The 24,039-nt window shown below is 35.7% G+C and carries 18 protein-coding genes; 3 read left to right on the forward strand and 15 right to left on the reverse strand.

Annotated features, from left to right (window positions below):
• Positions 1-33: 33 nt before the first annotated feature.
• The 4 genes from asnS to pyrH all read right to left on the reverse strand — a co-directional run bounded on the left by asnS (position 34) and on the right by pyrH (position 5,390).
• A complete protein-coding gene (gene asnS / locus B2Z27_RS05285; RefSeq protein WP_215996610.1) occupies positions 34-1,467 on the reverse strand; it encodes an asparagine--tRNA ligase in 1,434 nt (477 codons plus the stop codon).
• 97 nt (positions 1,468-1,564) lie between these two features.
• On the reverse strand, positions 1,565-3,952 hold the full coding sequence (locus B2Z27_RS05290) for an efflux RND transporter permease subunit (RefSeq protein WP_071341237.1): 2,388 nt from the start codon (positions 3,950-3,952) through the stop codon (positions 1,565-1,567).
• A 130-nt stretch (positions 3,953-4,082) separates the two neighbouring features.
• A complete protein-coding gene (gene frr / locus B2Z27_RS05295) occupies positions 4,083-4,637 on the reverse strand; it encodes a ribosome recycling factor (protein ID WP_058103971.1) in 555 nt (184 codons plus the stop codon).
• 45 nt (positions 4,638-4,682) lie between these two features.
• Positions 4,683-5,390 carry a UMP kinase gene (gene pyrH / locus B2Z27_RS05300; RefSeq protein WP_058103970.1) on the reverse strand — a complete coding sequence of 236 codons (708 nt, stop codon included), beginning with the start codon at positions 5,388-5,390 and terminating at the stop codon, positions 4,683-4,685.
• A gap of 152 nt (positions 5,391-5,542) precedes the next feature.
• Here pyrH and B2Z27_RS05305 point away from each other — a divergent pair, with 152 nt between their 5' ends.
• On the forward strand, positions 5,543-7,414 hold the full coding sequence (locus B2Z27_RS05305) for a peptidase M61 (protein ID WP_286812843.1): 1,872 nt from the start codon (positions 5,543-5,545) through the stop codon (positions 7,412-7,414).
• Between the two features lie 78 nt (positions 7,415-7,492).
• Here B2Z27_RS05305 and tsf read toward each other — a convergent pair whose 3' ends face one another.
• From tsf to rplM, 4 genes are all read right to left on the reverse strand, one after another.
• Positions 7,493-8,317, reverse strand: a complete 825-nt coding sequence (tsf, locus tag B2Z27_RS05310; protein WP_058103968.1) for a translation elongation factor Ts — start codon at positions 8,315-8,317, stop codon at positions 7,493-7,495.
• A 67-nt stretch (positions 8,318-8,384) separates the two neighbouring features.
• Positions 8,385-9,518, reverse strand: coding sequence for a 30S ribosomal protein S2 (gene rpsB / locus B2Z27_RS05315; protein WP_058103967.1), 1,134 nt, complete (start codon positions 9,516-9,518; stop codon positions 8,385-8,387).
• Positions 9,519-9,760: 242 nt separating this feature from the next.
• The gene (gene rpsI, locus B2Z27_RS05320; protein WP_058103966.1) at positions 9,761-10,147 is read right to left on the reverse strand and encodes a 30S ribosomal protein S9; all 387 of its coding nucleotides are present in this window, start codon (positions 10,145-10,147) and stop codon (positions 9,761-9,763) included.
• 1 nt (position 10,148) lies between these two features.
• On the reverse strand, positions 10,149-10,604 hold the full coding sequence (gene rplM / locus B2Z27_RS05325) for a 50S ribosomal protein L13 (protein WP_036151839.1): 456 nt from the start codon (positions 10,602-10,604) through the stop codon (positions 10,149-10,151).
• A gap of 243 nt (positions 10,605-10,847) precedes the next feature.
• Here rplM and B2Z27_RS05330 point away from each other — a divergent pair, with 243 nt between their 5' ends.
• The gene (locus tag B2Z27_RS05330; protein WP_339631282.1) at positions 10,848-13,481 is read left to right on the forward strand and encodes a DUF5916 domain-containing protein; all 2,634 of its coding nucleotides are present in this window, start codon (positions 10,848-10,850) and stop codon (positions 13,479-13,481) included.
• Between the two features lie 93 nt (positions 13,482-13,574).
• Positions 13,575-14,081, forward strand: a complete 507-nt coding sequence (locus B2Z27_RS05335; protein WP_071341241.1) for a hypothetical protein — start codon at positions 13,575-13,577, stop codon at positions 14,079-14,081.
• 52 nt (positions 14,082-14,133) lie between these two features.
• Here B2Z27_RS05335 and B2Z27_RS05340 read toward each other — a convergent pair whose 3' ends face one another.
• The 7 genes from B2Z27_RS05340 to B2Z27_RS05370 form a co-directional block, all read right to left on the reverse strand.
• Positions 14,134-14,433 (reverse strand): T9SS type A sorting domain-containing protein, encoded by a 300-nt coding sequence (locus B2Z27_RS05340; RefSeq protein WP_286812844.1) that lies wholly within the window; start codon positions 14,431-14,433, stop codon positions 14,134-14,136.
• An 89-nt stretch (positions 14,434-14,522) separates the two neighbouring features.
• The gene (locus B2Z27_RS05345; RefSeq protein WP_210707554.1) at positions 14,523-15,191 is read right to left on the reverse strand and encodes a hypothetical protein; all 669 of its coding nucleotides are present in this window, start codon (positions 15,189-15,191) and stop codon (positions 14,523-14,525) included.
• Positions 15,188-18,520: a leucine-rich repeat domain-containing protein gene (locus B2Z27_RS05350; RefSeq protein WP_286812845.1), complete on the reverse strand. Its 3,333-nt coding sequence runs from the start codon at positions 18,518-18,520 to the stop codon at positions 15,188-15,190. The genes B2Z27_RS05345 and B2Z27_RS05350 overlap by 4 nt, the downstream gene beginning before the upstream one ends.
• Before the next feature lie 121 nt (positions 18,521-18,641).
• Entirely contained in the window at positions 18,642-21,476 is a 2,835-nt protein-coding gene (gene polA, locus B2Z27_RS05355; protein ID WP_286812846.1) for a DNA polymerase I, read from the reverse strand.
• Positions 21,477-21,571: 95 nt separating this feature from the next.
• Entirely contained in the window at positions 21,572-22,087 is a 516-nt protein-coding gene (locus tag B2Z27_RS05360) for a hypothetical protein (protein ID WP_286812847.1), read from the reverse strand.
• A gap of 10 nt (positions 22,088-22,097) precedes the next feature.
• Positions 22,098-22,946, reverse strand: a complete 849-nt coding sequence (locus tag B2Z27_RS05365; RefSeq protein ID WP_286812848.1) for a hypothetical protein — start codon at positions 22,944-22,946, stop codon at positions 22,098-22,100.
• A gap of 65 nt (positions 22,947-23,011) precedes the next feature.
• A complete protein-coding gene (locus B2Z27_RS05370; protein WP_286812849.1) occupies positions 23,012-23,998 on the reverse strand; it encodes an isoaspartyl peptidase/L-asparaginase family protein in 987 nt (328 codons plus the stop codon).
• Positions 23,999-24,039 lie beyond the last annotated feature (41 nt).

Here is a 24,039-nt window from a genome sequence, read left to right on the forward strand (position 1 = left end):
TCTTCTAGTACTTGTAAAAGTAACCAAATCTGCTTAAAATTCGGCATTCTGTGGTGTTCTAGGAAACGGTATTACGTCTCTAATGTTGCCCATGCCTGTAGCAAAAAGTACCAATCTTTCAAATCCAAGACCAAATCCACTATGTTCGGCCGTTCCAAATTTTCTTAAATCTAAATACCACCAAAGTTCTTTTTCGTCAATACCTAAATCTTTTATTTTTTCCTTTAGCACATCTAAACGTTCTTCACGTTGAGACCCTCCTACGATTTCACCAATACCTGGGAATAATATATCCATTGCCCTAACGGTTTTGCCGTCTTCATTTAAACGCATGTAAAAGGCTTTTATCTTGGCAGGGTAATCAAAAAGAATTACCGGACACTTAAAGTGTTTTTCTACCAAGTAACGCTCGTGCTCACTCTGTAAATCTGTACCCCATTCTTCAATTGGATAGGTAAATTGCTTCTTTTTGTTCGGTTTACAATTTTTAAGAATTTCAATTGCTTCGGTATAGCTAACCCTTTTAAAATTATTGTCTACAACAAACTTTAATTTCTCGATCAAGGCCATATCACTACGTTGGGCTTGTGGTTTGCTCTTTTCTTCGTCCAACAATCTTTTCTCTAAAAACTCAAGGTCTTCTTGACAATGGGTTAAAGTGTAAGAAATTACATTTTTGATGAAGTCTTCGGCAAGATCCATATTTGCATCAAGATCAAAGAACGCCATTTCTGGTTCAATCATCCAAAATTCGGCTAAGTGTCTTGAGGTGTTTGAGTTTTCTGCCCTAAAAGTAGGACCAAAAGTGTAAACTTTGCCTAGGGCCATGGCATATGCTTCTGCCTCTAATTGGCCTGATACGGTCAAATTGGTTTCTTTTCCGAAGAAATCTTCTTTATAATTCACATCACCTTCTTCTGTAAGCGGTGGGTTTTTATCATCTAAGGTAGTTACACGAAACATTTCCCCTGCACCTTCCGCATCTGACCCTGTAATTATAGGTGCATGAAAATAATTAAATCCGTTTTCCCTAAAGTAATTATGAATGGCAAAAGATAAGGTTGACCTTACGCGCATTATGGCAGAAAAAGTATTGGTTCTAATTCTTAAGTGAGCTTTCTCCCTTAAAAATTCCAGTGAATGTTTTTTTGGCTGAATTGGGTATTCATCTGGATCGGCTATACCAAGTACTTCTAATTGGCTAACTTGGATTTCAACAGACTGCCCTCTGCCTTGGCTTTCTACCAATGTACCTGATATTTTTAGGGCGGCACCAGTATTCACTTTCTTCAATAATTCTTCATCAAAATTTTCAAAATCAACTACACATTGAATTGTACCTAAAGTTGAACCATCGTTCAAAGCAATAAATCTGTTGCTTCTAAATGTTCGTACCCACCCCTTAACGGTTATTTCCTGTAATAGGTTTTTACTTGAAAGTAGTTCTTTTATTGTGACTAAACGCATGATGTTGAATTGAAAATTAAAGTTCCAAAGATAGGATTTTGTTAAAAAATAAAGAGACTATACCGTTATATAAACTTTGCCTTAAAATGAAAATTGATCAATTGTTGTTTTCTTCTTGAGGCAAGATATCTATTTGTGGTTTTTTAAGTGTCTGTTTGTTAGCTATACTCTTTTCCAGCGATAACAATAACGAGGGTAGTAAAATTAAATTAGCCAACATTGCAAGTAATAAGGTAGCCGATACTAATGAACCCAAAGCTACAGTACCCCCAAAATTGGAAATTACAAATACTGAAAAACCGAAAAATAATACAATTGATGTGTAAAACATACTAACACCTGTTTCTCGAAGTGCATTGTAAACCGATTTTTCAATACGCCATTTATTCGCTGTAAGTTCTTGCCTGTATTTGGCTAGAAAGTGAATGGTATCATCTACAGAAATACCAAATGCAATACTAAATACCAAAATTGTAGATGGCTTAATGGGTACGCCTACAAATCCCATAATACCCGCCGTAATTACTAGAGGTAAAAGATTAGGGATCAGTGATATAACGATCATTCTGAAAGAACGGAATAAGTAAGCCATAAATAAAGCAATCAACGCAATGGCAAGAGCAAGCGACATGATCAGGTTTTTTACCAAATATTTAGTTCCTTTTAGGAATAAAAGTGCGCTACCGGTCATATAAACATTATAACGTTCTACCGGAAAAATCTTAGTGATATTCTCAAGTAAACGTTGCTCTATTTCTTCCATACGGCTTGTGTTTACATCGCGCATGAATGTAGTAATTCTAGCGGTTTGTCCCGTACTATCCACAAATGACTCTAATAGATTTCCGTTGTCAGATGATTTACGGGCAACGTCCATTATAAAAGTGTTTTCTTGACTTGTAGGTAATTGGTAGTATTTTGGTATGCCGTTGTAAAAGGCCTGTTTGGAATATTTTACCAAATTTACTACTGAAACGGGAGAAGAAAGTTCTGGTATTTCATCGATTACTTCTCCAAGTTGATTCATACGCTTAAGTGTAGCGGGCTTTAAAACACCTTTTGGAGTTTTGGTATCCACTACGATTTCAACAGGCATTATTCCTTTAAACTCTTTCTCAAAGAATCTTATATCATGAAAGAATTCTGCATTTTTAGGCATGTCTTCTATAGGACTGCCAGAGATTCTTATTTGGTAAATACCAATTATGCTTAAGACCAATAGTGATATAGAAACTATATAAACCGTAATTCTTCTATGTCTTACGATGCGTTCCATCCAATTAACAAATGCATCTATCCATTTTTTGTTCAAGTGTTTTAAATGCTTTGTTTTTGGTAATGGCATAAAACTGTACACTATAGGAATAATCAAAAGCGATAAAATGAAAATTCCAATGATGTTGATAGAAGCTACAATACCAAATTCTTTTAAAAGAGTACTATCGGTTATGATAAAAGTAGCAAAACCAGAAGCAGTGGTAATATTTGTCATTAACGTAGCATTTCCTATTTTGGAGATTACACGTTGCAACGAAAGTGCTTGGTTACCATGTTTTTTAACCTCTTGCTGATATTTGTTGATCAAGAATATACAGTTTGGTATACCTATTACAATAATTAGTGGCGGTATAAGGGCGGTAAGTACCGTAATTTCATATTGTAAAAGTCCTAGAAAACCAAAAGCCCACATTACCCCAATGATAACTACACACATTGAAATGAAAGTGGCTCTAACGCTTCTAAAGAAAAAGAAGAAAATTAAGGAGGTAACGCCTAGCGCTGCCAAAATAAACTTTCCTATTTCATCTATGATGTTTTGTGAGTTCATGGTCCTCACATAGGGCATACCGGAAATATGAACATCGAGATTGGTTTCCTTTTCAAAATTACGAACCAAGGTGTTGATGTCCTGTAGAATAAAATCTTTTCTAACAGTGGTGTTGACTATATCCTTATCTAAATTGACAATGGTACGTATTGTCTTGCTCTCCTTGTTAAAAAGTAGATTTTCATAGAAAGGTAGATCATTAAAAAGATGATCTGTTATACTGTCTATTTCTTTTTTGGTCTTTAATTCACCGTTGATTAACGGCAACATTTCAAATTCTTGCTTGTCGTTATTTTTAACCAACTCTTTTAAGTTGTCGGTTGATATAACGAATTCAACTTCTGGAAAAGCGGCAAGTTGTTTGCTGAGCCTATTCCAACGGTTAAAATTAGTAGGTTCAAACAAAGCACTATCCCGTATGGCAAAAACAACAGCATTACCTTCTTCGCCAAACTTGCTTAAAAAATCCTGGTATTGTATGTTAACCGGGTGATCATCTGGTAAAAGGTTGGTTTGTGAGCTAGAAAATCGCATGTATTGCCATTGCCAGCCCATGAAAATGGTAAAACCGGTAATCAATAGTAAAATTAGGATTCTGTTGCGTAGAATTATGTTTGCCGTTTTAGGCCAAAATCCTTTCGTAAGTTTCGCTACCATAACTGTTTTTGCAGGTGGCAAAGGTAACTATTAGCTACAATTGTTCCTAGATTGAAAAGTTTAAATTTTATACAAATAAAAAAAGCTACCCTATTCAGGTAGCTTTGTGATCCTATATTTTGGAAAAACTTTAAACTTTCATGATTTCAGCCTCTTTTTTGCTCAAGAAATCATCAATCTTTTTAGTAAAAGCATCGGTTAGATCCTGTACATCTGCGGTTGCGTTTTTTTGAAGGTCTTCAGAAATATCCAAATCCTTTATTTCTTTGTTCGCATCTTGTCTTGCACTTCTAACTCCTACTTTTGCATGTTCTGCTTCAGCTTTAGCCTGCTTGGTCAACTGTATTCTACGCTCCTCTGTTAAAGGCGGTACGTTGATGATGATCATGTCGCCATTATTCATAGGATTAAAGCCTAAATTGGCATTCATTATGGCTTTTTCAATTTCTTGAAGCATACCTTTCTCCCATGGTTGAACAGAAATTGTTCTACCATCTGGCGTGTTGATATTGGCTACTTGAGCTAGTGGAGTTTGTGAGCCATAATAATCTACCAATACAGAAGATAACATGGTAGGACTGGCTTTACCTGCTCTAATTTTTAAAAATTCACGTTCTAAATGCGCTATGGCAGCTTCCATACCTTCTTTTGTAGCGTCTAAAACAAATTGTATTTCCTCGTTCATATAATAAGTGTATTACTATCGCAATAACATTAATTGTACCAAAAATTATAGGTTGACCGTGGTACCAATGGTTTGCCCGTCAACAATTTTCAATAGGTTTCCTTTTTTGTTCATATCAAAAACTACGATTGGTAGTTCGTTCTCTTGGCTTAGGGTAAAGGCAGTCGTGTCCATTACTTTTAGTCCTTTTGTAAGTACATCTTGAAAAGAAATAGTGTCAAATTTTGTGGCACTTTTATCTTTTTCTGGGTCGGCAGTGTATATACCATCTACTCTTGTACCTTTTAAGATGACATCAGCTTCTATTTCAATAGCTCTAAGAACTGCAGCAGAATCTGTTGTAAAATATGGGTTACCTGTACCGCCGCCAAAAATAACGACTCTTCCTTTTTCTAAATGCCTCATGGCACGTCTTCTAATAAAAGGCTCGGCTACTTCATTAATTTTTATAGCAGTTTGCAATCTGGTCTGTACACCACTCATTTCTAAGGCGCTTTGTAAAGCTAACCCGTTGATAACGGTAGCCAGCATGCCCATGTGGTCCCCTTGTACGCGATCCATACCTGTTGCTGCACCTGTAAGGCCTCTAAAAATGTTTCCGCCACCAATAACAATAGCAACTTCAATTCCTTTTTCAACTACCTCTTTTATCTCTTCCGCATATTCATTTAGGCGGTTAGAATCTATTCCATATTGCTTTTCACCCATTAAGGCTTCACCGCTTAATTTTAGAAGAATTCGTTTGTAGTGCATTCTATTTTTAATTTGCCATCAAAAATAATGAAAATTTTTGATGGGCGTGTTCAATATTTTATTCTGGTAAAAGATAGGTGTCAAGATACTATGGTTACTTATTCTCTATCTTTGATATATCATTATTTTAAAAATTAACAATTGAATATTTTATGAAAAAATCCTTATTAATTATTTCAAGTGCTCTTCTATTATATGCTTGTGGAGCCGGTAAGCAATTGGCAGCTATTGAGAAAAGCCCTGTTCTTACTTCAATAGATTTGGTCAATGTGGTAGAAGATAGGGTGCAGGTGATTGTAGATCCTGGTGCTTTTGCTTCTTCAACGGTTATTTTTAGAATTCCTAAAACGGTGCCAGGTACATATAGTAGCGATAACTACGGACAGTATTTGCAGGATTTTGAAGCTTTGGATTATAAAGGTAATCCATTGCAATTTGTTAAGCTTGATGAAAATTCTTGGAGTATTTCTAATGGAACACAGCTTGATAAAGTACGTTACTGGGTAAATGATACCTATGATACGGAAAATGAAGTGGTTGATGCAGTATTTTCCCCGGCAGGTACAAATATTGAGAAAGACAGTAATTTTATGCTGAACCTACATGGTTTTGTAGGCTATTTTGATGGGTTTAAAGAGGTTCCTTATGCTATTCATATTAAAAAGCCAGCGGACTTAATTGCAACAACAACCCTTTCTGATCAAATTGACCGTAAGCCTGATCCACTTTGGGACGCGTTTCTTGCCAATAGGTATTTTGAAGTTATTGACAACCCTATAATGTACGCTAAACCTAATACTGAAAGTTTTGAAATTAATGGTATAACGGTAACATTGAGCTTGTTTTCACCAAATAACGTGTACAAGGCTTCTGATTTAAAGAATAGAATGTTAAAAATGATGGAGGCTCAGAAGAAGTTTCTTGGGGATGTAGATAGTACTAAAGAGTATAATATTCTTTTGTATTTGTCTGATGTAAATAAGCCCGATGCTCATGGTTTTGGAGCTTTGGAGCATCATACTTCTACCGTGGTAGTTTTACCTGAAGCTATGGATATTGGTCGTTTGGAGCAAGCTATGGTAGATGTGGTTTCGCACGAATTCTTTCATATTGTAACACCATTGTCCGTTCATTCTAAAGAAATACAATATTTTGATTTTAACGACCCAAAAATGTCACAACATTTATGGATGTACGAAGGTACTACGGAGTATTTTGCCAATTTATTTCAGGTACAGCAAGGTTTAATTTCTGAAGAGGATTTTTATGAGCGCATGTTGGGTAAAATTACCAATTCTAAATTTTATGATGATAGCATGTCTTTCACTGAAATGAGCAAGAATATTTTAGAGCAACCTTATGAGCCCAATTACGCTAACGTATATGAGAAAGGTGCTTTAATAAATATGTGTTTAGATATTATATTAAGAGAAAAGAGCAACGGCGAAAAGAGTATGCTTTGGTTGATGAAAGAGCTGTCTAAAAAATATGGTACGGATGTGCCTTTTGAAGATGAAGTTTTATTCGGTGAGATTGTTCAGATGACCTATCCGGAGGTGGATACTTTTTTTAAGGAACATGTTATTGGAGATACACCTATAGATTATGATGTTTATTTTTCAAAGGTAGGTTTAGCTACAAAAGATGTTGAAGAGCCTACAGGTTACTTTTTTGATGGGCAAGTGCCTTATATGGATGTTGATGTGCAAAATGATAGTGTTGTTTTTATACGTGAGAATATAGAGTTGAATTCTTTCTTTGATGATTTAAAACTACAGGGAGGTGATATTTTTAAGGTGATAAACGGACAGGAGATTAATCTTGAGTCGCTTAGACCAATTATTGGGGAAAGTTTTAGTTGGACGCCAGAAACTGTAGTAAGTATGACTGTAGAAAGAGATGGTGAATTGGTTTCGGTTGAAGGTAAGGTAGGGCAACCGGTAAAAAAGGTAAAGAAAATTGCTCCTTTAGAAAATGTAGATCAGAAAATTATAGACTTACGTAAGGCTTGGTTAAAAGACTAAGGTTTAATAATGATGCTAAATAAAAAAACCGCCTACTTTGCAGTAAGGCGGTTTTTTATTGAGTTAGTTGTATTGTAATTAACCTAATGCAACTCTTTTAAAACCTGTTACTTCTAAATTAGAATCAACTGATTTTACATATTGAGCAACACTTTGTTTGCTATCTTTGATGAAATCTTGGTTTACTAAAGTATTGTCCTTAAAGAAACGCTTTATTTTACCTTTAGAGATATTGTCTAGCATTGCTTCTGGTTTTCCTTCTTGACGTAATTGATCTTTTGCAATTTCAATTTCTTTGTCGATCACGGATTGGTCAACACCATCTTCGTTTAATGCTACAGGGTTCATAGCGGCAGCTTGCATTGACACATCTTTAGCAACTTCTTCAGCACCTGGTACAGAAGCGGAAAGACCTGTTAAAACAGCTATTTTGTTTCCTGCGTGAATATAAGAACCTACAAAAGGAGCACTTAACGTTTCAAAACCACCTATCTCAATTTTCTCACCGATAACACCTGTTTGCTCAGTAAGTTTTTCTTGAACGGTCATACCTTTATAATCAGCAGCCAAGAAAGCTTCTTTGGAATCAAAGTTGATTGCCAAGTCTGCTAATTCTGTAGCCAATGTTACAAAAGTTTCGTTTTTAGCAACGAAATCGGTCTCACAGTTCAAAGAAATAATAACACCACTAGTGTTGTCATCATTTACTTTAGCGATTGCTGCACCTTCAGAAGAATCTCTGTCAGCTCTTTTTGCTGCAACTTTTTGACCTTTTTTACGAAGAATTTCGATTGCACTTTCAAAATCACCTTCAGCTTCAACCAAGGCTTTTTTGCAATCCATCATTCCTGCACCAGTAGTCTTTCTTAATCTATTAACTTCTGCAGCTGTAATCTTTGCCATTTTTTTTACTTTTAATATACCCGTTTTAAGGGGTCGTTAGATTTATTTTTATAACAAATGTAGTAACTTATTCTACACCACCTTTAACGTTGTCTTGCCATTCTTTAAGCTCGTCCCACTTACCTTCAGCAGCCATTTTAGCTTGCTTTGGCCAAGAAGTTGGATCTAAATGAGCCATTCTAGAACTTGCCTCTGTCAAGATTTCCTTGATTTTTTCAGCATCTCCGTTAGAAAGATCTTCGTAAGTAGCAATACCGGCAGCAACTAAAGCTTCAGCAGCTTTTGGGCCAATACCTTCAACTTTTGTTAAGTCATCAGCTTCTGCTTTTGTATCGTTCGCAACAGCTTCTTTAGTAGCTTCAACGTTTACTTCAACATTTGGTACTTTGTCTACAACTGGTGCAGGTTTAGTGTCAACTTTTTCTGGAGTTGGCGCTGGTTTGTCTGCAACTGCTTTTTTCTTGGCACCTTTATCTTTTTTGTCAGATTTACCTTCAGAATCACCTTTTTCAGCTTTACGCTCAGCTAAACCTTCGGCAACTGCATTGGTAACTTCTGTCATGATAATATCAATAGACTTAGAAGCATCATCGTTAGAAGGTATAAGGTAATCTACATCTCTAGGATCACAGTTGGTGTCTACCATTGCAAAAATTGGAATGTTCAATTTTTGAGCTTCTTTAACTGCAATGTGCTCTCTCATTGTATCAACGATGAACAATGCACCTGGTAAACGTGTCATTTCAGAAATAGAACCTAAGTTCTTTTCTAATTTTGCACGTAAACGGTCAACTTGCAATCTTTCTTTTTTAGAAAGTGTAAGGAAAGTTCCATCTTTTTTCATTCTATCAATAGAAGCCATTTTCTTAACGGCTTTACGAATAGTAACAAAATTGGTTAACATACCACCTGGCCATCTTTCAGTGATGTAAGGCATGTTTACGTTTGCTGCTTTTTCTGCAACGATGTCCTTAGCTTGTTTTTTGGTAGCTACGAAAAGTATTTTTCTACCTGACGCTGCAATTTTTTTAAGAGCCTCGTTGGTCTCATCTAATTTTGCAACTGTTTTGTAAAGGTTGATTACGTGAATCCCATTACGCTCCATGTAGATGTAAGGAGCCATGTTCGGATTCCATTTTCTTGTTAGGTGACCAAAATGTACACCTGCTTCTAATAATTGTTTTACTTCGACTCTCGCCATTTTAAATTTAGTTTACGTTCTTTTGAATTAGCAATGACAAAGTGGTATCTCGAAATATAATATCAAGAAGCCTTCATCATTTAGATGCTAAACTAATCTTACCTTCAATTTTTTGGAATTAAAGGATTTTTAATTGTCCTTAACGGACTTTCAATGAACTTGTTAATAATCTGGTTTCCCAGTGTGATAAAATATAAAAATAGGCACCCAAAAAGGGTGCCCTGTACTCTTGTAATCTCGAATTAACGTTTCGAGAATTGGAATTTTTTACGTGCTTTCTTCTGACCGAATTTCTTACGTTCAACCATTCTTGGGTCTCTAGTTAATAGACCTTCTGGTTTTAAGATTGATCTGTTCTCAGCATCTATCTCACACATTGCTCTAGATAAAGCAAGACGAATAGCTTCTGCTTGTCCAGTAATACCACCACCGTAAACGTTTACTTTTACGTCGTAAGTATCTAAGCTTTCAGTTAAGCTGAAAGGTTGCTTTACTTTGTATTGAAGCGTTGCAGTTGGGAAGTATACGCTTAAATCTTTATTGTTAATGGTAATGTCACCATTTCCATCAGAAAGATATACTCTCGCTACAGCGGTCTTTCTACGACCAATTTTATGAATTACTTCCATCTTATTTAATATCTTTTAAATTAACAACAGTAGGCTTTTGAGCTTCTTGTCCATGCTCCGTACCTGCGTAAACTTTAAGGTTTCTAAAAAGTTCTGCACCTAATCTGTTTTTAGGTAACATTCCTTTTATTGCTTTTTCAAGAATACCTTCTGGATTTTTATCCAACAATTGTTTTACGCTAGTAGTACGTTGTCCACCTGGGTAGCCAGTGTATCTCATATATGATTTATCAGACCACTTGTTTCCTGTAAGAACAATTTTCTCTGCGTTGATAATAACAACATTATCACCACAATCAACATGAGGGGTGAAACTAGGCTTGTGCTTTCCTCTTAACAAATAGGCGACTTTTGAAGCCATGCGTCCTAATGTTTCTCCTTCGGCATCTACCAATAACCACTCTTTGTTTACAGTTGTTCTGTTGGCCGAAACGGTCTTATAACTTAATGTATCCACTACTGCTATTTTTAACTATTATTTTAATCAATCCCGTGAAAGGGGCTGCAAATCTACAATTATTAACTTGAATTGCAAATACTTGTTTCTTATTTTTTTACATTTTTTAATTAAATGTAATTTCTAACCGGTTTATAGCCATCGTAGTACTGTTATTCTTATTGATTTTATTACCGATTCTGTAACAATTTAAAATATTCATTGTCTCTTGTAATAACCGATCAATCAATCAAAGAACATGTTATGATGCGTAGATGCTTAGTTACAAGTATTTTATATTTAATAATTTCAGCTACTGCTTTTTCCCAAACAGTTACAACAAAGGTACAAAGAGTATATACTACACAAAAAGTAAATTTAGGTGAGACCATTGCTATTGATGGTTTGCTGACCGATTTGGCTTGGAACAGCGTTCCTTGGGCTAGTGATTTTACCGTATTTGACCCTAATAATGGGGAAAAACCTAGTCAATCAACAAAGTTTAAGATTACATATGATGAAAAATTTCTTTATGTGGGTATTCACTGTTATGATAGTGTACCTTCTAAGATAGAAAAGAGGCTGGCAAGGCGTGATAATTTTTCGGGTGATTGGATAGAAATTAACATTGATAGCTATAACGATAAAAGAACGGGTTTTTCGTTTAATGTTTCTGCTGCCGGTGTAAAAGGGGATGAATTTATTTCTCAAAATGGCGATTTTTGGGATGCTAGCTGGAATCCTATTTGGTATACCGCTACACAGATTGATCATGAAGGATGGTCGGCAGAAATGAAAATACCTTTTAGTCAATTAAAATTTGGAGAACAAAAAGAGCAAATTTGGGGGCTTCAATTGAACAGACGTTTCTTTAGGGAAGAAGAACGGTCACTTTGGCAACCTGTCTCATTAGATGCTCCTGGTTGGGTTAGTGAGTTTGGAGTCTTAAGAGGTCTTATTGATATTCAGCCTCAAAAACAGTTGGAAATTCAACCATTTTTGGTAAATCAGTATGATGCTTATCCGTCACAAGCGGGCAACCCTTTTCGTGATGGTAGTGATTATGGTTTAAATGTGGGGTTAGACGCCAAAATAGGTTTGACCAATGATCTTACTCTAGATTTAACGGTTAATCCAGATTTTGGACAAGTAGATGCTGATCCAGGAGCTATTGCATTGGACGGATTTCAAATCTTCTTTGAAGAACGTAGGCCGTTCTTTATTGAAAACAAAAATATTTTCGATTTTGAATTTGCCGATGGTAATGATAATATTTTTTACAGTAGAAGAATTGGTAGAAGTCCACAAGGGTTTGCAAACAGTACTGAAACGGAATTTGTAGATCAACCTACAAATTCAACCATACTGGGTGCCGCAAAATTTTCAGGTAAAACCAAAAATGGATGGTCTTTGGGCTTATTGGAAAGTATTACGGGCAACATGTATGCAGATATAGAGGATCTTGCAGGAAATGAAAGATCAGAACTTGTAGAGCCGCTTACAAATTATATTGTGGGTAGGGTACAAAAGGATTTTAACGAACGTAATTCTTTTATTGGAGGAATATTTACTGCAACGAATAGAAATATTCCTGATAATCTCGATTTTTTAAGAAGTAGTGCCTACACAGGTGGGGTAGATTTTAAACATAGTTGGAAAAACAGAAATTATTATGTTGAAGGAAATATTGTAGGCAGTCATATTACGGGCAGTCAACAAGCTATTGAACGAACACAGAATAGTATTACGCACTTATTTCAAAGGGTAGATGCTAGTCATGTTGATGTAGACCCTGATCGTACCTCTTTAACGGGTAGCGGTGGTAAGTTGGCACTCGGAAAAGCAGGAGGTGGGAATTGGCGATATGATGGCGGAGTTATTTGGAGGTCTCCAGAATTGGAACTCAATGATATTGGATTCTTAAGGCAGGCAGATGAAATTAAGCAAACGGCTAACGTTCGTAGGTTGTTCATAAAGCCTACTAATTTTTATAGACGTGCAAACTTAGGGTTAAGTCAATACTCTACGTTTGATTTTGATGGAAATTATAATAGAATTCAATATGAATTCCAGGGTTTTATAAACTATAAAAATAATTGGTGGACAGAGGTTGGTGCTGCCCATAAACCCCGTATTTTTTCAAATACCGTTCTTCGTGGCGGACCTCGTTGGCGTTGGTCTGATGAAAACTTCGCTTACCTTTTCTTTGGCTCGGATAGTAGAAAAAAAATGAGCTTTACTTTAGGGTATGTGAATAGCCAGGCGGCAGAAAATAACTTTTCTTTAAAGCGATATGTGTTTAGATTATACTACCAACCTTTTGATGCTTTTAATCTTTCTATCTCTTCTGAGTTTGAAGAAAACCCTAATAAAACGCAATATGTGACGGAAACTAGTTTTGATGGTGATGCAAGGTATATTACCGGTAATATTGATCAGAAAACATTTAGTACTGCTATCCGCTTTAATTATAGTGTAAATCCAAACTTATCCATTCAATATTATGGTGAGCCATTTATTTCTAGAGGAACTTACACTGATTTTAATTATGTAAATAACCCTATTGCTGAGAACTTGAGCGAACGTGTAACGTTATTTTCCGAAAATCAAATATCAGGATCAGCCGACACCAATAATTATTTGATAGATGAAGATATTGATGGTGCCATAGATTATCAAATAGAGAATCCTAACTTTTCGTATGTTCAATTTAGATCAAACCTTGTACTAAGGTGGGAATACATACCTGGTTCGGAAATCTTTTTGGTATGGTCTCAAGGTGTTGTGGGTACAGGTGATCCCAGTGAAACATTGGGTAGAAATTTAGATCGACAAATACTAGGGCAGAAAAAGGATAATACAATTTTGCTCAAAGCAACTTACAGGTTTATTCTATAAAGAATTGATTCTTGAAGGTATCCATTTATCGATTTTTGAAATAATACCAAGTTTTTTTCGTTTTTAGGGGTGTACAACCAATAAAACAAAAAGATGTATAAGCATATTTTATGTATTGCAGGGATAGTGTTAACACTAATTTCCTGTAGTTCGGATAAGGATGAAACACAGACTGAAGCTGAAGTTCAAAGCACGGCCATAATTGGTACATGGGATGCTACTGAGCTAGAAATAGATAATGAGACAGCAAGTGATGATGCAAAATTTGGAAAGCAAATATTGGATTTTCTTACGGCTGATAACTGCTTCATTATAACATTACAGTTTAATGAGGATTTAACGGCAAGCGCATCTAATTCTGCTAATTATATTGAAGTAAATGCGACCGCTACAGGTTTGGATATTCCTTGCCCTACAGATTCGGATGTTAATGAAAGTACCTATACCTTTGACGGTGAAACGGTCACAACTATTGATGAAAATGGCGATGAGTTGGCAATAGGTGTTTCTATAGAAGGAAACATTATGACGGTTGATGCCAGTGATTTGGATATTCCAAATTTTTCAGAAGACGGACAATTGATATTTGTAAAACGATAAAAGTTTGCTAAGTATAAAAAAAATAAGACCCTTGTCAATTGACAAGGGTTTTTTATTGCTTGTAGAATTTTGTTTTTATATTCTGATGTTCAGATTGTATGGTAATCATGTACAAACCTTTTTCTAGGTTAAAAACAGGTATGTTCAATGAGTTTCTTTTAATGTCCCATTGGTGAAAGATTACTTGGTTGCCATAGCTATCCCTAACGGTTATAACGGCATTCTTGTCATTTTTTAGACCAAGTACATTGATAACGTTGGTTGCCGGATTAGGAAAAACTTTAACATCTTGTGCCGCTAATTGGGTAGCGCTAAAGATGGTAAAAGCTAGAATGATTAAAATCCTTTTCATGAAAAATAGCGTACCTCATGAGAGAAGTACGCTATATGCTAACGTTCTAGAAATGTATTTTCGTCTCCCTTTAAATAAACTTTAACTTTCTAGAAGGTAAAATAGGTTTGGCTAGTAGACGTATTGTCATTACTATCTTTAGAAATTACCTGAACATGATACTGTTCTCCTGCTGTTATGCTATAGTTGGTGTTCAGGTTTGTGGTGTTTTCTAGAATTAATTCCAAATTTCCAAAAACGCCAATGTATACATCATAATTAACAATGTCATTATCCAGGTCTTCGCCTATCCATGATACGGTCACAGTACCGTCATTATTTTCGGAAACTGTGATTTCAGCAGGGAACGGCGCAAAATTCTCTGTGCTTGTACCTTCGGAATAGAAATTCCAAGTATCACTTGCTAAAGATTTATCTTCAAGAATTGCTGTAACTTTCCAAGAGAATTGAGTTCCCTTTGGTAGACCTACTTCCAATGAGGTTGCATTTACGGTTCTTGTATCGGTCGAATTGTTTTCTTGGTTCGTGATTTCCAAATCATAAGATGTTGCATTAGAAGAGGCCGACCATTGAAATTCAATATTTACACCATCGGTTCCATTGTCTTCTCCTTCGGTACAAATTAAATTGTTGTCTGGAAAAATTAGATTAAAGGAGCCTAGTTCTTTTTCTATAGGTGGAGTGGTGGTATCATTATCTTTGCCGCCGCAAGAAGCTACTAGAATTCCTGCCAAAATTAATTTTATAGCTAATCTCATTTTTTTACAAATTTTAAGTTGATTTCTTTATCTCCCTCTATAATGGTAAGCATATATATGCCTGGAGATAAGTTAGAAATATTCATTTCTAAAGTGCCGTTGCCAATCAAGCGATATTCTTGTAATAAGGTAACTCCGCTTAAGTTTGATAGAATTAGTTGAGCATTGGTCATCAAATCTAAGCCGTCAACCTTTAATATATCGGCAACCGGGTTAGGTGATAAAATGGCATTACTGATTACAACACTATCATTGAATACTCCTTGGCAAATTTTATCGGTTTCTATGGAGATAACATTTGCCCCTTGATCTAGTGGGAATGATAATTGGTGATTGTCAACATTCTCCACTTGAAAAGAATATGTTTTGTCATTAACCAAAACCTGATAATTTTTACTGCCTGAAACTACAATGCTTGCTTTTTTAGCGGTATAATCTATTACCGTCTTCCCTGAAATGAATTCTTCTGGGGTTTCAATATTCAAACTAAATTCAACATTGGGTGCGCCAACTAGTCGACCGATTTCTGAATTGGCAACAATGGTATAAGAACCTGGTTCTAGATCAGTAACCATAAGTGTACTCCCGTTCTGTTGTGTATAGTTAGCAGAGAAATTATTTGGCCCAGTTATCGCTAGTATATGTGTTTGATTAACTTTAAACTCAACAGTAAGCATCCCGTTTGCGGTGTCTGGGCAAGAAGTGCTCGTAGCTTTTGCAGTAAAATCATCTGGTTTTGGCACTAAAATATCTTGGTAGCTACAACCAGTGCTACCAACTACAGCGCCAATAGGAGTATTTTCACAAACATCAATAACATTAGGTACACCGTCATGGTCATCATCATTATCTGATAATTGACTTTCTGAACAACCATATGCATTTACGTCTTCATCACTTGGAGTATTTGGGCAAATATCATTTGTATTGTCAACCCCATCTTTATCGTCATCTAATTGGCTTTCTGTGCATCCATTAGCATTTACATTATTTCCTATGCTTGTATTTGGGCAAAAATCATTAGAATTCTTAACACCGTCGTTATCATCATCTGCTTCACCATCAACACCATTTATACTTATAGTGATTGTATTTCTATATAACGTTAAGCCAGGTACACTAGAATTGGTAATTACACAATCATAAACCCCAATATCGGTTACTGTTGATGAAAGTATAGAAAATGTAGCACTTGTTTCGTTTGGTAAATTAGTTCCATCTTTTCGCCATTGAAATTGATTGATGGCATGTGATAGACCGGTAACAGCTAAGTTTGCTTCATCACCTAGTTCTAATTCTATTTCTTCTTCATTATTTAAATTACGCTGCGGTTGTATGCTAAACGTAGTATTTATAGAATTTATAACTGAATTGTCTAAATCACTGAATGTTAGGTTGTTGTTTTTAAGAACTACACTTTTTGAAAGGCTTGAACTAAAAATAGGAATGTTTCCAGATAAGCTGCAGTTTTCACATCCAAAAGCTCTTAGTTGTGCTAAATTTCCAATTTCCGCAGGTATGCCTCCAGTTATAGAATTATTACTAAAATCTGCGGTGCCTAAACTACTCATGTTACCCATTTCACTTGGAATGGTACCTGTTAATTCATTAGTATTTAGAATTAAAAGTTCTAGTTGGGTAAGGTTTCCTATTTCGGGCGGAATGGAGCCAGAAAAATTGTTGCTGTCAAACCATAAAGTTTTTATTGAACTTAGGTTGCCAATACTTGCAGGTATGCTTCCGCTTATTTGATTGTTAGATAGATAGAAGTTTTCTAAAGATGTAAGATTACCTATCTCAGAGGGTAAACTACCAGAAAGATTGTTTTCTCGCAACCCAATCTCTTTTAGAAGTGTTAAATTTCCAATGCTTGACGGGATACTTCCAGAAAAATTATTGTTATTCAACCTTAATTTTTCAAGTTTTGTTAAGTTGCCAATTTCTTGTGGTAATGGTCCGTAAAAATTGGAACGGAACAAGGCAAGGTCTTCTAATTGAGTTAGATAGCCAATTTCTGGGGGTATACTGCCTGACATTTGTGTGTCACCTAACCTAAGAAAAACTAATTTAGTAAGGTTGCCTATTTCTGTTGGAATTGTACCTGTAATGTTTGTAGAGAATAAATTTAATTCTAAAAGTTCGGTAAGATTATAAATTTGAGATGGTATTTCGCCGGTTAAATCATTATTCCCGAGTACTAAATTTTTAAGATTAGTTAAGTTACCTAGTTCTTGTGGAATAGTGCCTGTTAGTTGATTGCCGTAAAGACTTAAATAGGTCAATGAGGTTAAATTCCCTAAGAATACTGGTATGGGACCAGATAATTGATTTAAGGTAAAATCCATTTGTTGAATTGAGCTTAAATTACCAAGGTCTATTGGTAGAGCACCGGTAAGATTGTTAGAATTTAGAAGTAAAATTTCTAAATTTGATAAATTGCCTAATTCACTAGGAACATTTCCCGTTAATTGATTTGTGCGGAGATTTAGTCTTTCTAATTTTAACAAATTTCCGAACTGTTCGGGAATTTCCCCTGTAAGGTTATTTCGCCCAAGGTCTATCCATTCTAGTTCTGTAAGATTGCCAATTTCATTTGGAATTTCTCCTGTTAAATTACGACTATCTAAAATTAGAGTTCTTACCCTACCTTCGGTATTTAATGTTATTCCTGCCCAAGTGCTGATATCTGCATTTAAGTCCCAAGAAACGGTCCAGTTGTCGCCGTCCGTAGCATTGTATAGTGCAATTAAAGCATCGCGGTCAAGATTAGTAGTTGTGTCGTCACCCAAAACTTTTAAATTGTCTACTATTATTGAGCTTGCAGGACTTGTGTTGGCTCTAAACATTAACTCAAACGCATAATCTTCTTCAGTATCCGTATCAAAATCAAAAGTATAGGTATGCCAAGCTCCGTCACTTTCTAAAGGAATAAATTCATGGATATATTGAATGGTATAACTTCCTTCGTCTTTAACTATATCTAAATAGGCACTTAGATTATTACCTGCTTCTGTACTTACTTTGTAATCAAAGGAAAAGGTATGGTTGGTGTTTGGTTCTAAAACTATACTGCTGGCATTCCAAGTGCTTAGTACGGTTTGGTTTACTAGAGTGTTGTTCAAACCTAGTTCCAGGGAGAAGTTACCTTCTGTGGCATCTGTACTTTTATTGATGCCATTTTCATTTGTGATACTCCAATTTACTGGTGATTCTGGACTTCCGGACCAACTTTCAAAGCTGGCATTTTGTAAATAATTCGTTTGCGATAATCCTTTAAAGCAAATCAAAAAGAGGGCTGCCAAAAGCAGCCTAGCGTAGATTTTAATCATAAAAATATCTGGTTAGTAAAGCACTAATATAAATATTAGCGTTTTCTTAACAACATATTTTCGATAAAATACCACAGTAACTTTCTTACATTTTTTGGCGTATTTGTGTAGTCTCTGTATTTTAATGGGCTACCAACCAATTATCACCTAAGCCAACTTCAACATCTAAAGGAACTGCTATTTTGTATGCATTTTCCATTTCTGATTTAATCAGTGTTTGCAATTCTTCTAATTCTGGTTTGTAGATATCGAATACCAATTCATCATGTACTTGCAGTAACATTTTAGATTTGTAATTGCCTTCTTCTAACTTTTTATGAATGTTGATCATGGCAATTTTAATGATATCTGCCGCACTACCTTGAATAGGTGCGTTTACAGCATTTCGTTCCGCAGCGCCACGTACTATTGCATTACTGCCGTTTATATCCTTAAGGTATCTTCTTCTACCCAACACCGTTGAAACATAACCGTTTTCACGTGCAAAATCTACCTGCTCGCTCATGTAGTTTCTTAGCTTAGGATAAGTCTTGTAGTAGGTGTCTATCAGTTCTTTTGCTTCTTTTCTTGATAAGTCCGTTTGGTTACTTAATCCAAATGCAGATACGCCATAGATGATACCGAAGTTAACTGTCTTGGCATTGCTACGTTGTTCTCGTGTAACTTCATCCAATGGTACATTAAATACCTTAGATGCTGTAGAAGCGTGAATATCCTCTCCATGTTTGAAAGCCTCTATCATGGTAGTTTCTTCACTTAAAGCTGCAATTATACGTAATTCTATTTGTGAATAATCTGCCGCTAACAACGTGTAGTTCTCATCTCTTGGTACAAAAGCTTTTCTTACTTGTCTTCCACGCTCTGTTCTAATTGGAATGTTTTGTAAGTTAGGGTTGTTGCTACTTAACCTTCCGGTAGCTGCAACGGTTTGCATATAATCGGTATGCACTCTTCCTGTAGAAGGCTCAACCTGCTCTGGCAATGCATCAACATAGGTGCTTTTTAATTTAGCAAGACCTCTGTAATCCAATACATTTTGTACAATTTCATGGTCTTTAGCCAAAAAGGATAATACATCTTCCGCGGTAGAATATTGACCTGTTTTGGTTTTTTTAGGTTTGTCTACCAGTTTTAGTTTGTCAAATAAAATTTCACCTAATTGCTTTGGAGACCCTATATTAAATTCTTCACCGGCAACTTCATAAATTTTCTTCTCAAGGTTAGAAATGTCGTTATTCAAGTCTTCGGAGAGTGAATTCAAGAATTCGTTGTCTAAATTGATTCCTTCTAGCTCCATATCCGCCAGTACACGTAGTAGGGGAATCTCAATATCTTGAAATAATTTTTCTGTATTTGCCTCTTTTAGTTCTGGTCTAAAATGCTGTGCAAGTTGAAAGGTAATATCTGCATCTTCTACTGCATATTCCGTTTGTTTTTCTAACGGAACATCACGCATACTCAATTGATTCTTGCCTTTTTTGCCAATAAGTTCAGTAATGGATACTGGAGTGTAATTTAAATAGGTCTCTGCCAGAACATCCATATTATGACGCATATCCGGATTAATTAGATAGTGGGCCAACATAGTATCGAATAAAGGTCCTTTGACATCAATATTGTATTTATCCAATACCTTAATATCATACTTTAAATTCTGACCTATTTTTTCAATTTCTTCGGCTTCAAAGAAAGGGCGTAACTCTTCTAAAAGTGCCTGTGCTTCTTCTTTGTTATCCGTAAAAGGAATGTAAAAACCTTTTGTTGCTTCCCAAGAGAAAGCAATTCCTACCAATTCAGCGGTCAACGGGTCCAAGCCTGTAGTCTCGGTATCAAAACAAACCGAAGTTTGCTGCATTAAATTTTTTAAGAAAAGCTTCATGGCCATACCAGGAGCTACACTTTGGTATGAGTGTGCTACATCTGCAATGGTTTTTCTACTAGAAAAGTCTTTTACGGTTGCTCCGGCATCTGCAGAACCCCCAAATAAAGAGAATTGCCCTGACCCCGCATCTTGTTTTTCTTTTTTAGCAGTTGCTGTGCTGGTAACCTGTGTAACGGTTTCTTCTGTTTCTTCCGAGAATATTTTAATGAATTGATCCTTTAATCTTCTAAATTCCAATTGTTCAAATATCTCTTGTACCTTCTCAAAATCCGGTACTGAAAGTTCATAGTCCTTAGCGTTGAAAGTAACGTCGCAATCAATGCATATGGTGGCTAATTTTTTAGAAAGTATACCCAATTCTTTGTTTGCTTCTACTTTTTCCTTCATCTTACCTTTCAACTGATCGGTATTTGCCAATAGATTTTCCATAGATCCAAATTGGGCAATGAATTTTTTTGCAGTTTTATCTCCCACACCTGGTAATCCGGGTATGTTATCACTGGCATCGCCCATCATACCTAAGTAATCTATTACCTGCTCCGGTCTTTCTACACCAAAACGTTTTTGAATTTCCGGAATTCCCCAAATTTCAATACCGTTACCCATTCTTGCAGGGCGGTACATAAATATGTTTTCGGAAACCAATTGCCCAAAGTCCTTATCTGGCGTGACCATAAACACTTTGTAGTCTTCCTTTTCAGCTTGTTTGGATAATGTGCCTATAATATCATCTGCTTCCCAGCCTTCCAAAACCACACAAGGTATGTGCATAGCCTTAAGTATATCTTGTATGTAGGGTACGGCTATCCTAATGGCATCTGGGGTTTCATCTCTGTTTGCCTTATATTCGGCAAACATCTCAGTTCTTTCAACGCTACCGCCTTTATCGAAGCAAACGGCTAAATGATCAGGTTTTTCACGGCGTATTACATCGAATAAGGAATTCATGAAACCCATAATGGCAGAGGTGTCCATGCCTTGAGAGTTTATTCTTGGATTTTTTATAAGCGCATAGTAACCACGAAATATAAGTGCGTATGCATCTAGCAAAAAGAGTCTTTTTTGATCTGCCATTTTTAAGTATTGTATGAAAAAGGATAAAAGTACAAATTGATAGGGAAACATTAAGGCAGAATACCTGAATGCTTAGAAGTTTTGTTATTCAATATTTATTTTTCAGGAGATTCATAATCGCCATAAATTCTAAAATATTTATAAACGTAATAATCAATGTTTTCATCCTCATTATTTTCAAATTCCTTATACCTTATTTCGAGATTGCCTATATCTATCAGGTTTACTTCAAAAAGTTCCATAATCAATTCGGTATTGTCGATTGTATTTGTGAGTTTAAAAATAACCTTGTTCCCTGGCATTATTTTCCACTCTCCATTATCGCTAGTTTTTGCATCAATTTCACAAAAATCAGTTCCTCCCGAATTATTTTCGGTTTCATAATAATCTTCAAAGTAAAGACTGCCATCTTCGAAAAGAATAAATTCTGTTTGACTTTCACATATACCTGTAGATAAATTATCTACTGAAGTACCATCCTTGAAATAAATAATTCTTTTAGTCCCGACCCATTTACCGGCAATCTGTTCTTTAAAAGTATACTCTTCTTCTATAGTGCACCCAGATAATAAAATCAACATACCAGCTAGAAATAAATAGACTGTTTTCATTTATGTTATTTTAGAAATGGTTTGAGGAATAATAGTCGGCTTCTTTTTCTTGAAGTATGTCATAATAATCGACACCGAATAAATATTGCACATTATATAAACCTTGATGTAAAGGAGCATTTAAATCTGTATAAAAGACTTTATTGTATTTTTTGAAGAAATCGCTTTTTTCTTCTAACCTTTTAATAAGTTCTTTAGTATATGCATTGATAAAAAATGCACCGGTATATTGATAAACATGAATAATTTCATGTGCTATAACCGCTTCTATGTCAATGTTGATGTTGCGTTTAAATTGAATTGTATTGTATACAGCTACTCCAAATGGTTCACTATCTTCTAATTTAGGCAATTTTTCATTTTTGAAAATAAAATGACCAGAGTATAATGTTCTTTTAAAATCAAATTTTGAGGTGGTAAATCCATATGCATTACCGTAAAGTGCAAAAGGTAAAATCCGGTATCGAAGTTTTTTTTCTCGCTTAAAATCATATTCTAGATAATTAAAACCAAAATCTATATGCCAACGTTCCCAAAAGTTCCGATTGGCGGCAGCGTTATAAATGATGGAGTTACCTGCCGAATTTAAAATCTTAGAAGGCCATATATAGGCATAGTTGTCAGTTCTATGAAATTGCCTTACCAATCTTTTGCTTTCAAAAGTTAAGTAACCTCCTAAAGCACCTTGATACATACCTTTGAAAAAAACCTTGGAACCCTTTTCATTAGGTTTCTTATTGATCAATGCTCCAACGCCGCCTATGATAGCTTTTGAACCTACATTGTAGAAAGCTGCTTGTGAATCATTTCTTTGTGGATATAAATATCCTGAAATCAATAAAATTAGAATTATCCTCATGGTTGGTTTTGACGGGAATCTGAAATCAAAAACCACGCCATTTGTAAGATTTTTCAGAAATAATCTTAACTTTTTAAATAACTATCTGAAGGATTGTTAACATGACCTACTTTAGTGTATGTTCTATAGGTAAACCCTGGGTGAATACAATATCCGCCAGTTTCCCCTTTTTTATTGATGGCGATAAAGCCTATTTGAAAGTCTTGTTTGTCCTTATTTTTTGCAATAATTCTTTTTACGCCTTCTTCACATGCCTCTTGTGGCGATTTTCCTTGGCGCATTAATTCTACGATCAGAAAACTACCAACGGTTCTTACCACTTCTTCGCCAACGCCTGTTGCTGTTGCTCCGCCAACTTCGTTATCTACGAAAAGTCCAGCGCCAATAATAGGGGAGTCGCCAACTCTACCTGCCATTTTATATGCCATTCCGCTTGTGGTACATGCACCTGCAATGTCTCCATCGGCATCAATGGCCAACATGCCTATGGTATCATGATTTTCAATATTTATTATTGGTTTGTACTGCGATGTTTTTTTCCATTCTTCCCATGCTTGTTTGGATTCTTCAGTTAAAAGATTTGTCTTTTCAAAACCTTGCTCGTATGCAAATTGCTCAGCACCTTTGCCGGCAAGCATTACATGAGGCGTTTCTTCCATCACTTTTCTGGCCACTGAAATTGGGTTTGCAATGTTCTGCATAGCCAATACTGCCCCACAGTTCCCATCTTTGTCCATAATACAAGCGTCTAGGGTAACATTGCCATCCCTATCCGGTCTTCCGCCATTACCTACGGTGCTATTGCTTAAATCGTTTTCTTCAACCATAACACCTTGGTGAACTGCATCAAGAGCGTTACCTCCTTTTTCAAGAACTTCCCATGCTTTGGCGGTGGCGTTTCCAAAATTCCATGTACAAATAGCAATAGGTAGCACTGGTGTATTGTCTATTGTACCTACTGCAGGGATTTCTTTGTACGATGATAATATAGGTGCAGAAACGATACCGGCGGCAACTGTACTTGAATTTCTTAGAAACTTTCTTCTTTTCATGGGTTTGGTTCTTTACTTTTAATGATCTTAAATATAGCAAT

The sequence above is a fragment of the Maribacter sp. UBA3344 genome (assembly GCF_002362375.1).
Lineage (GTDB): Bacteria > Bacteroidota > Bacteroidia > Flavobacteriales > Flavobacteriaceae > Maribacter > Maribacter dokdonensis.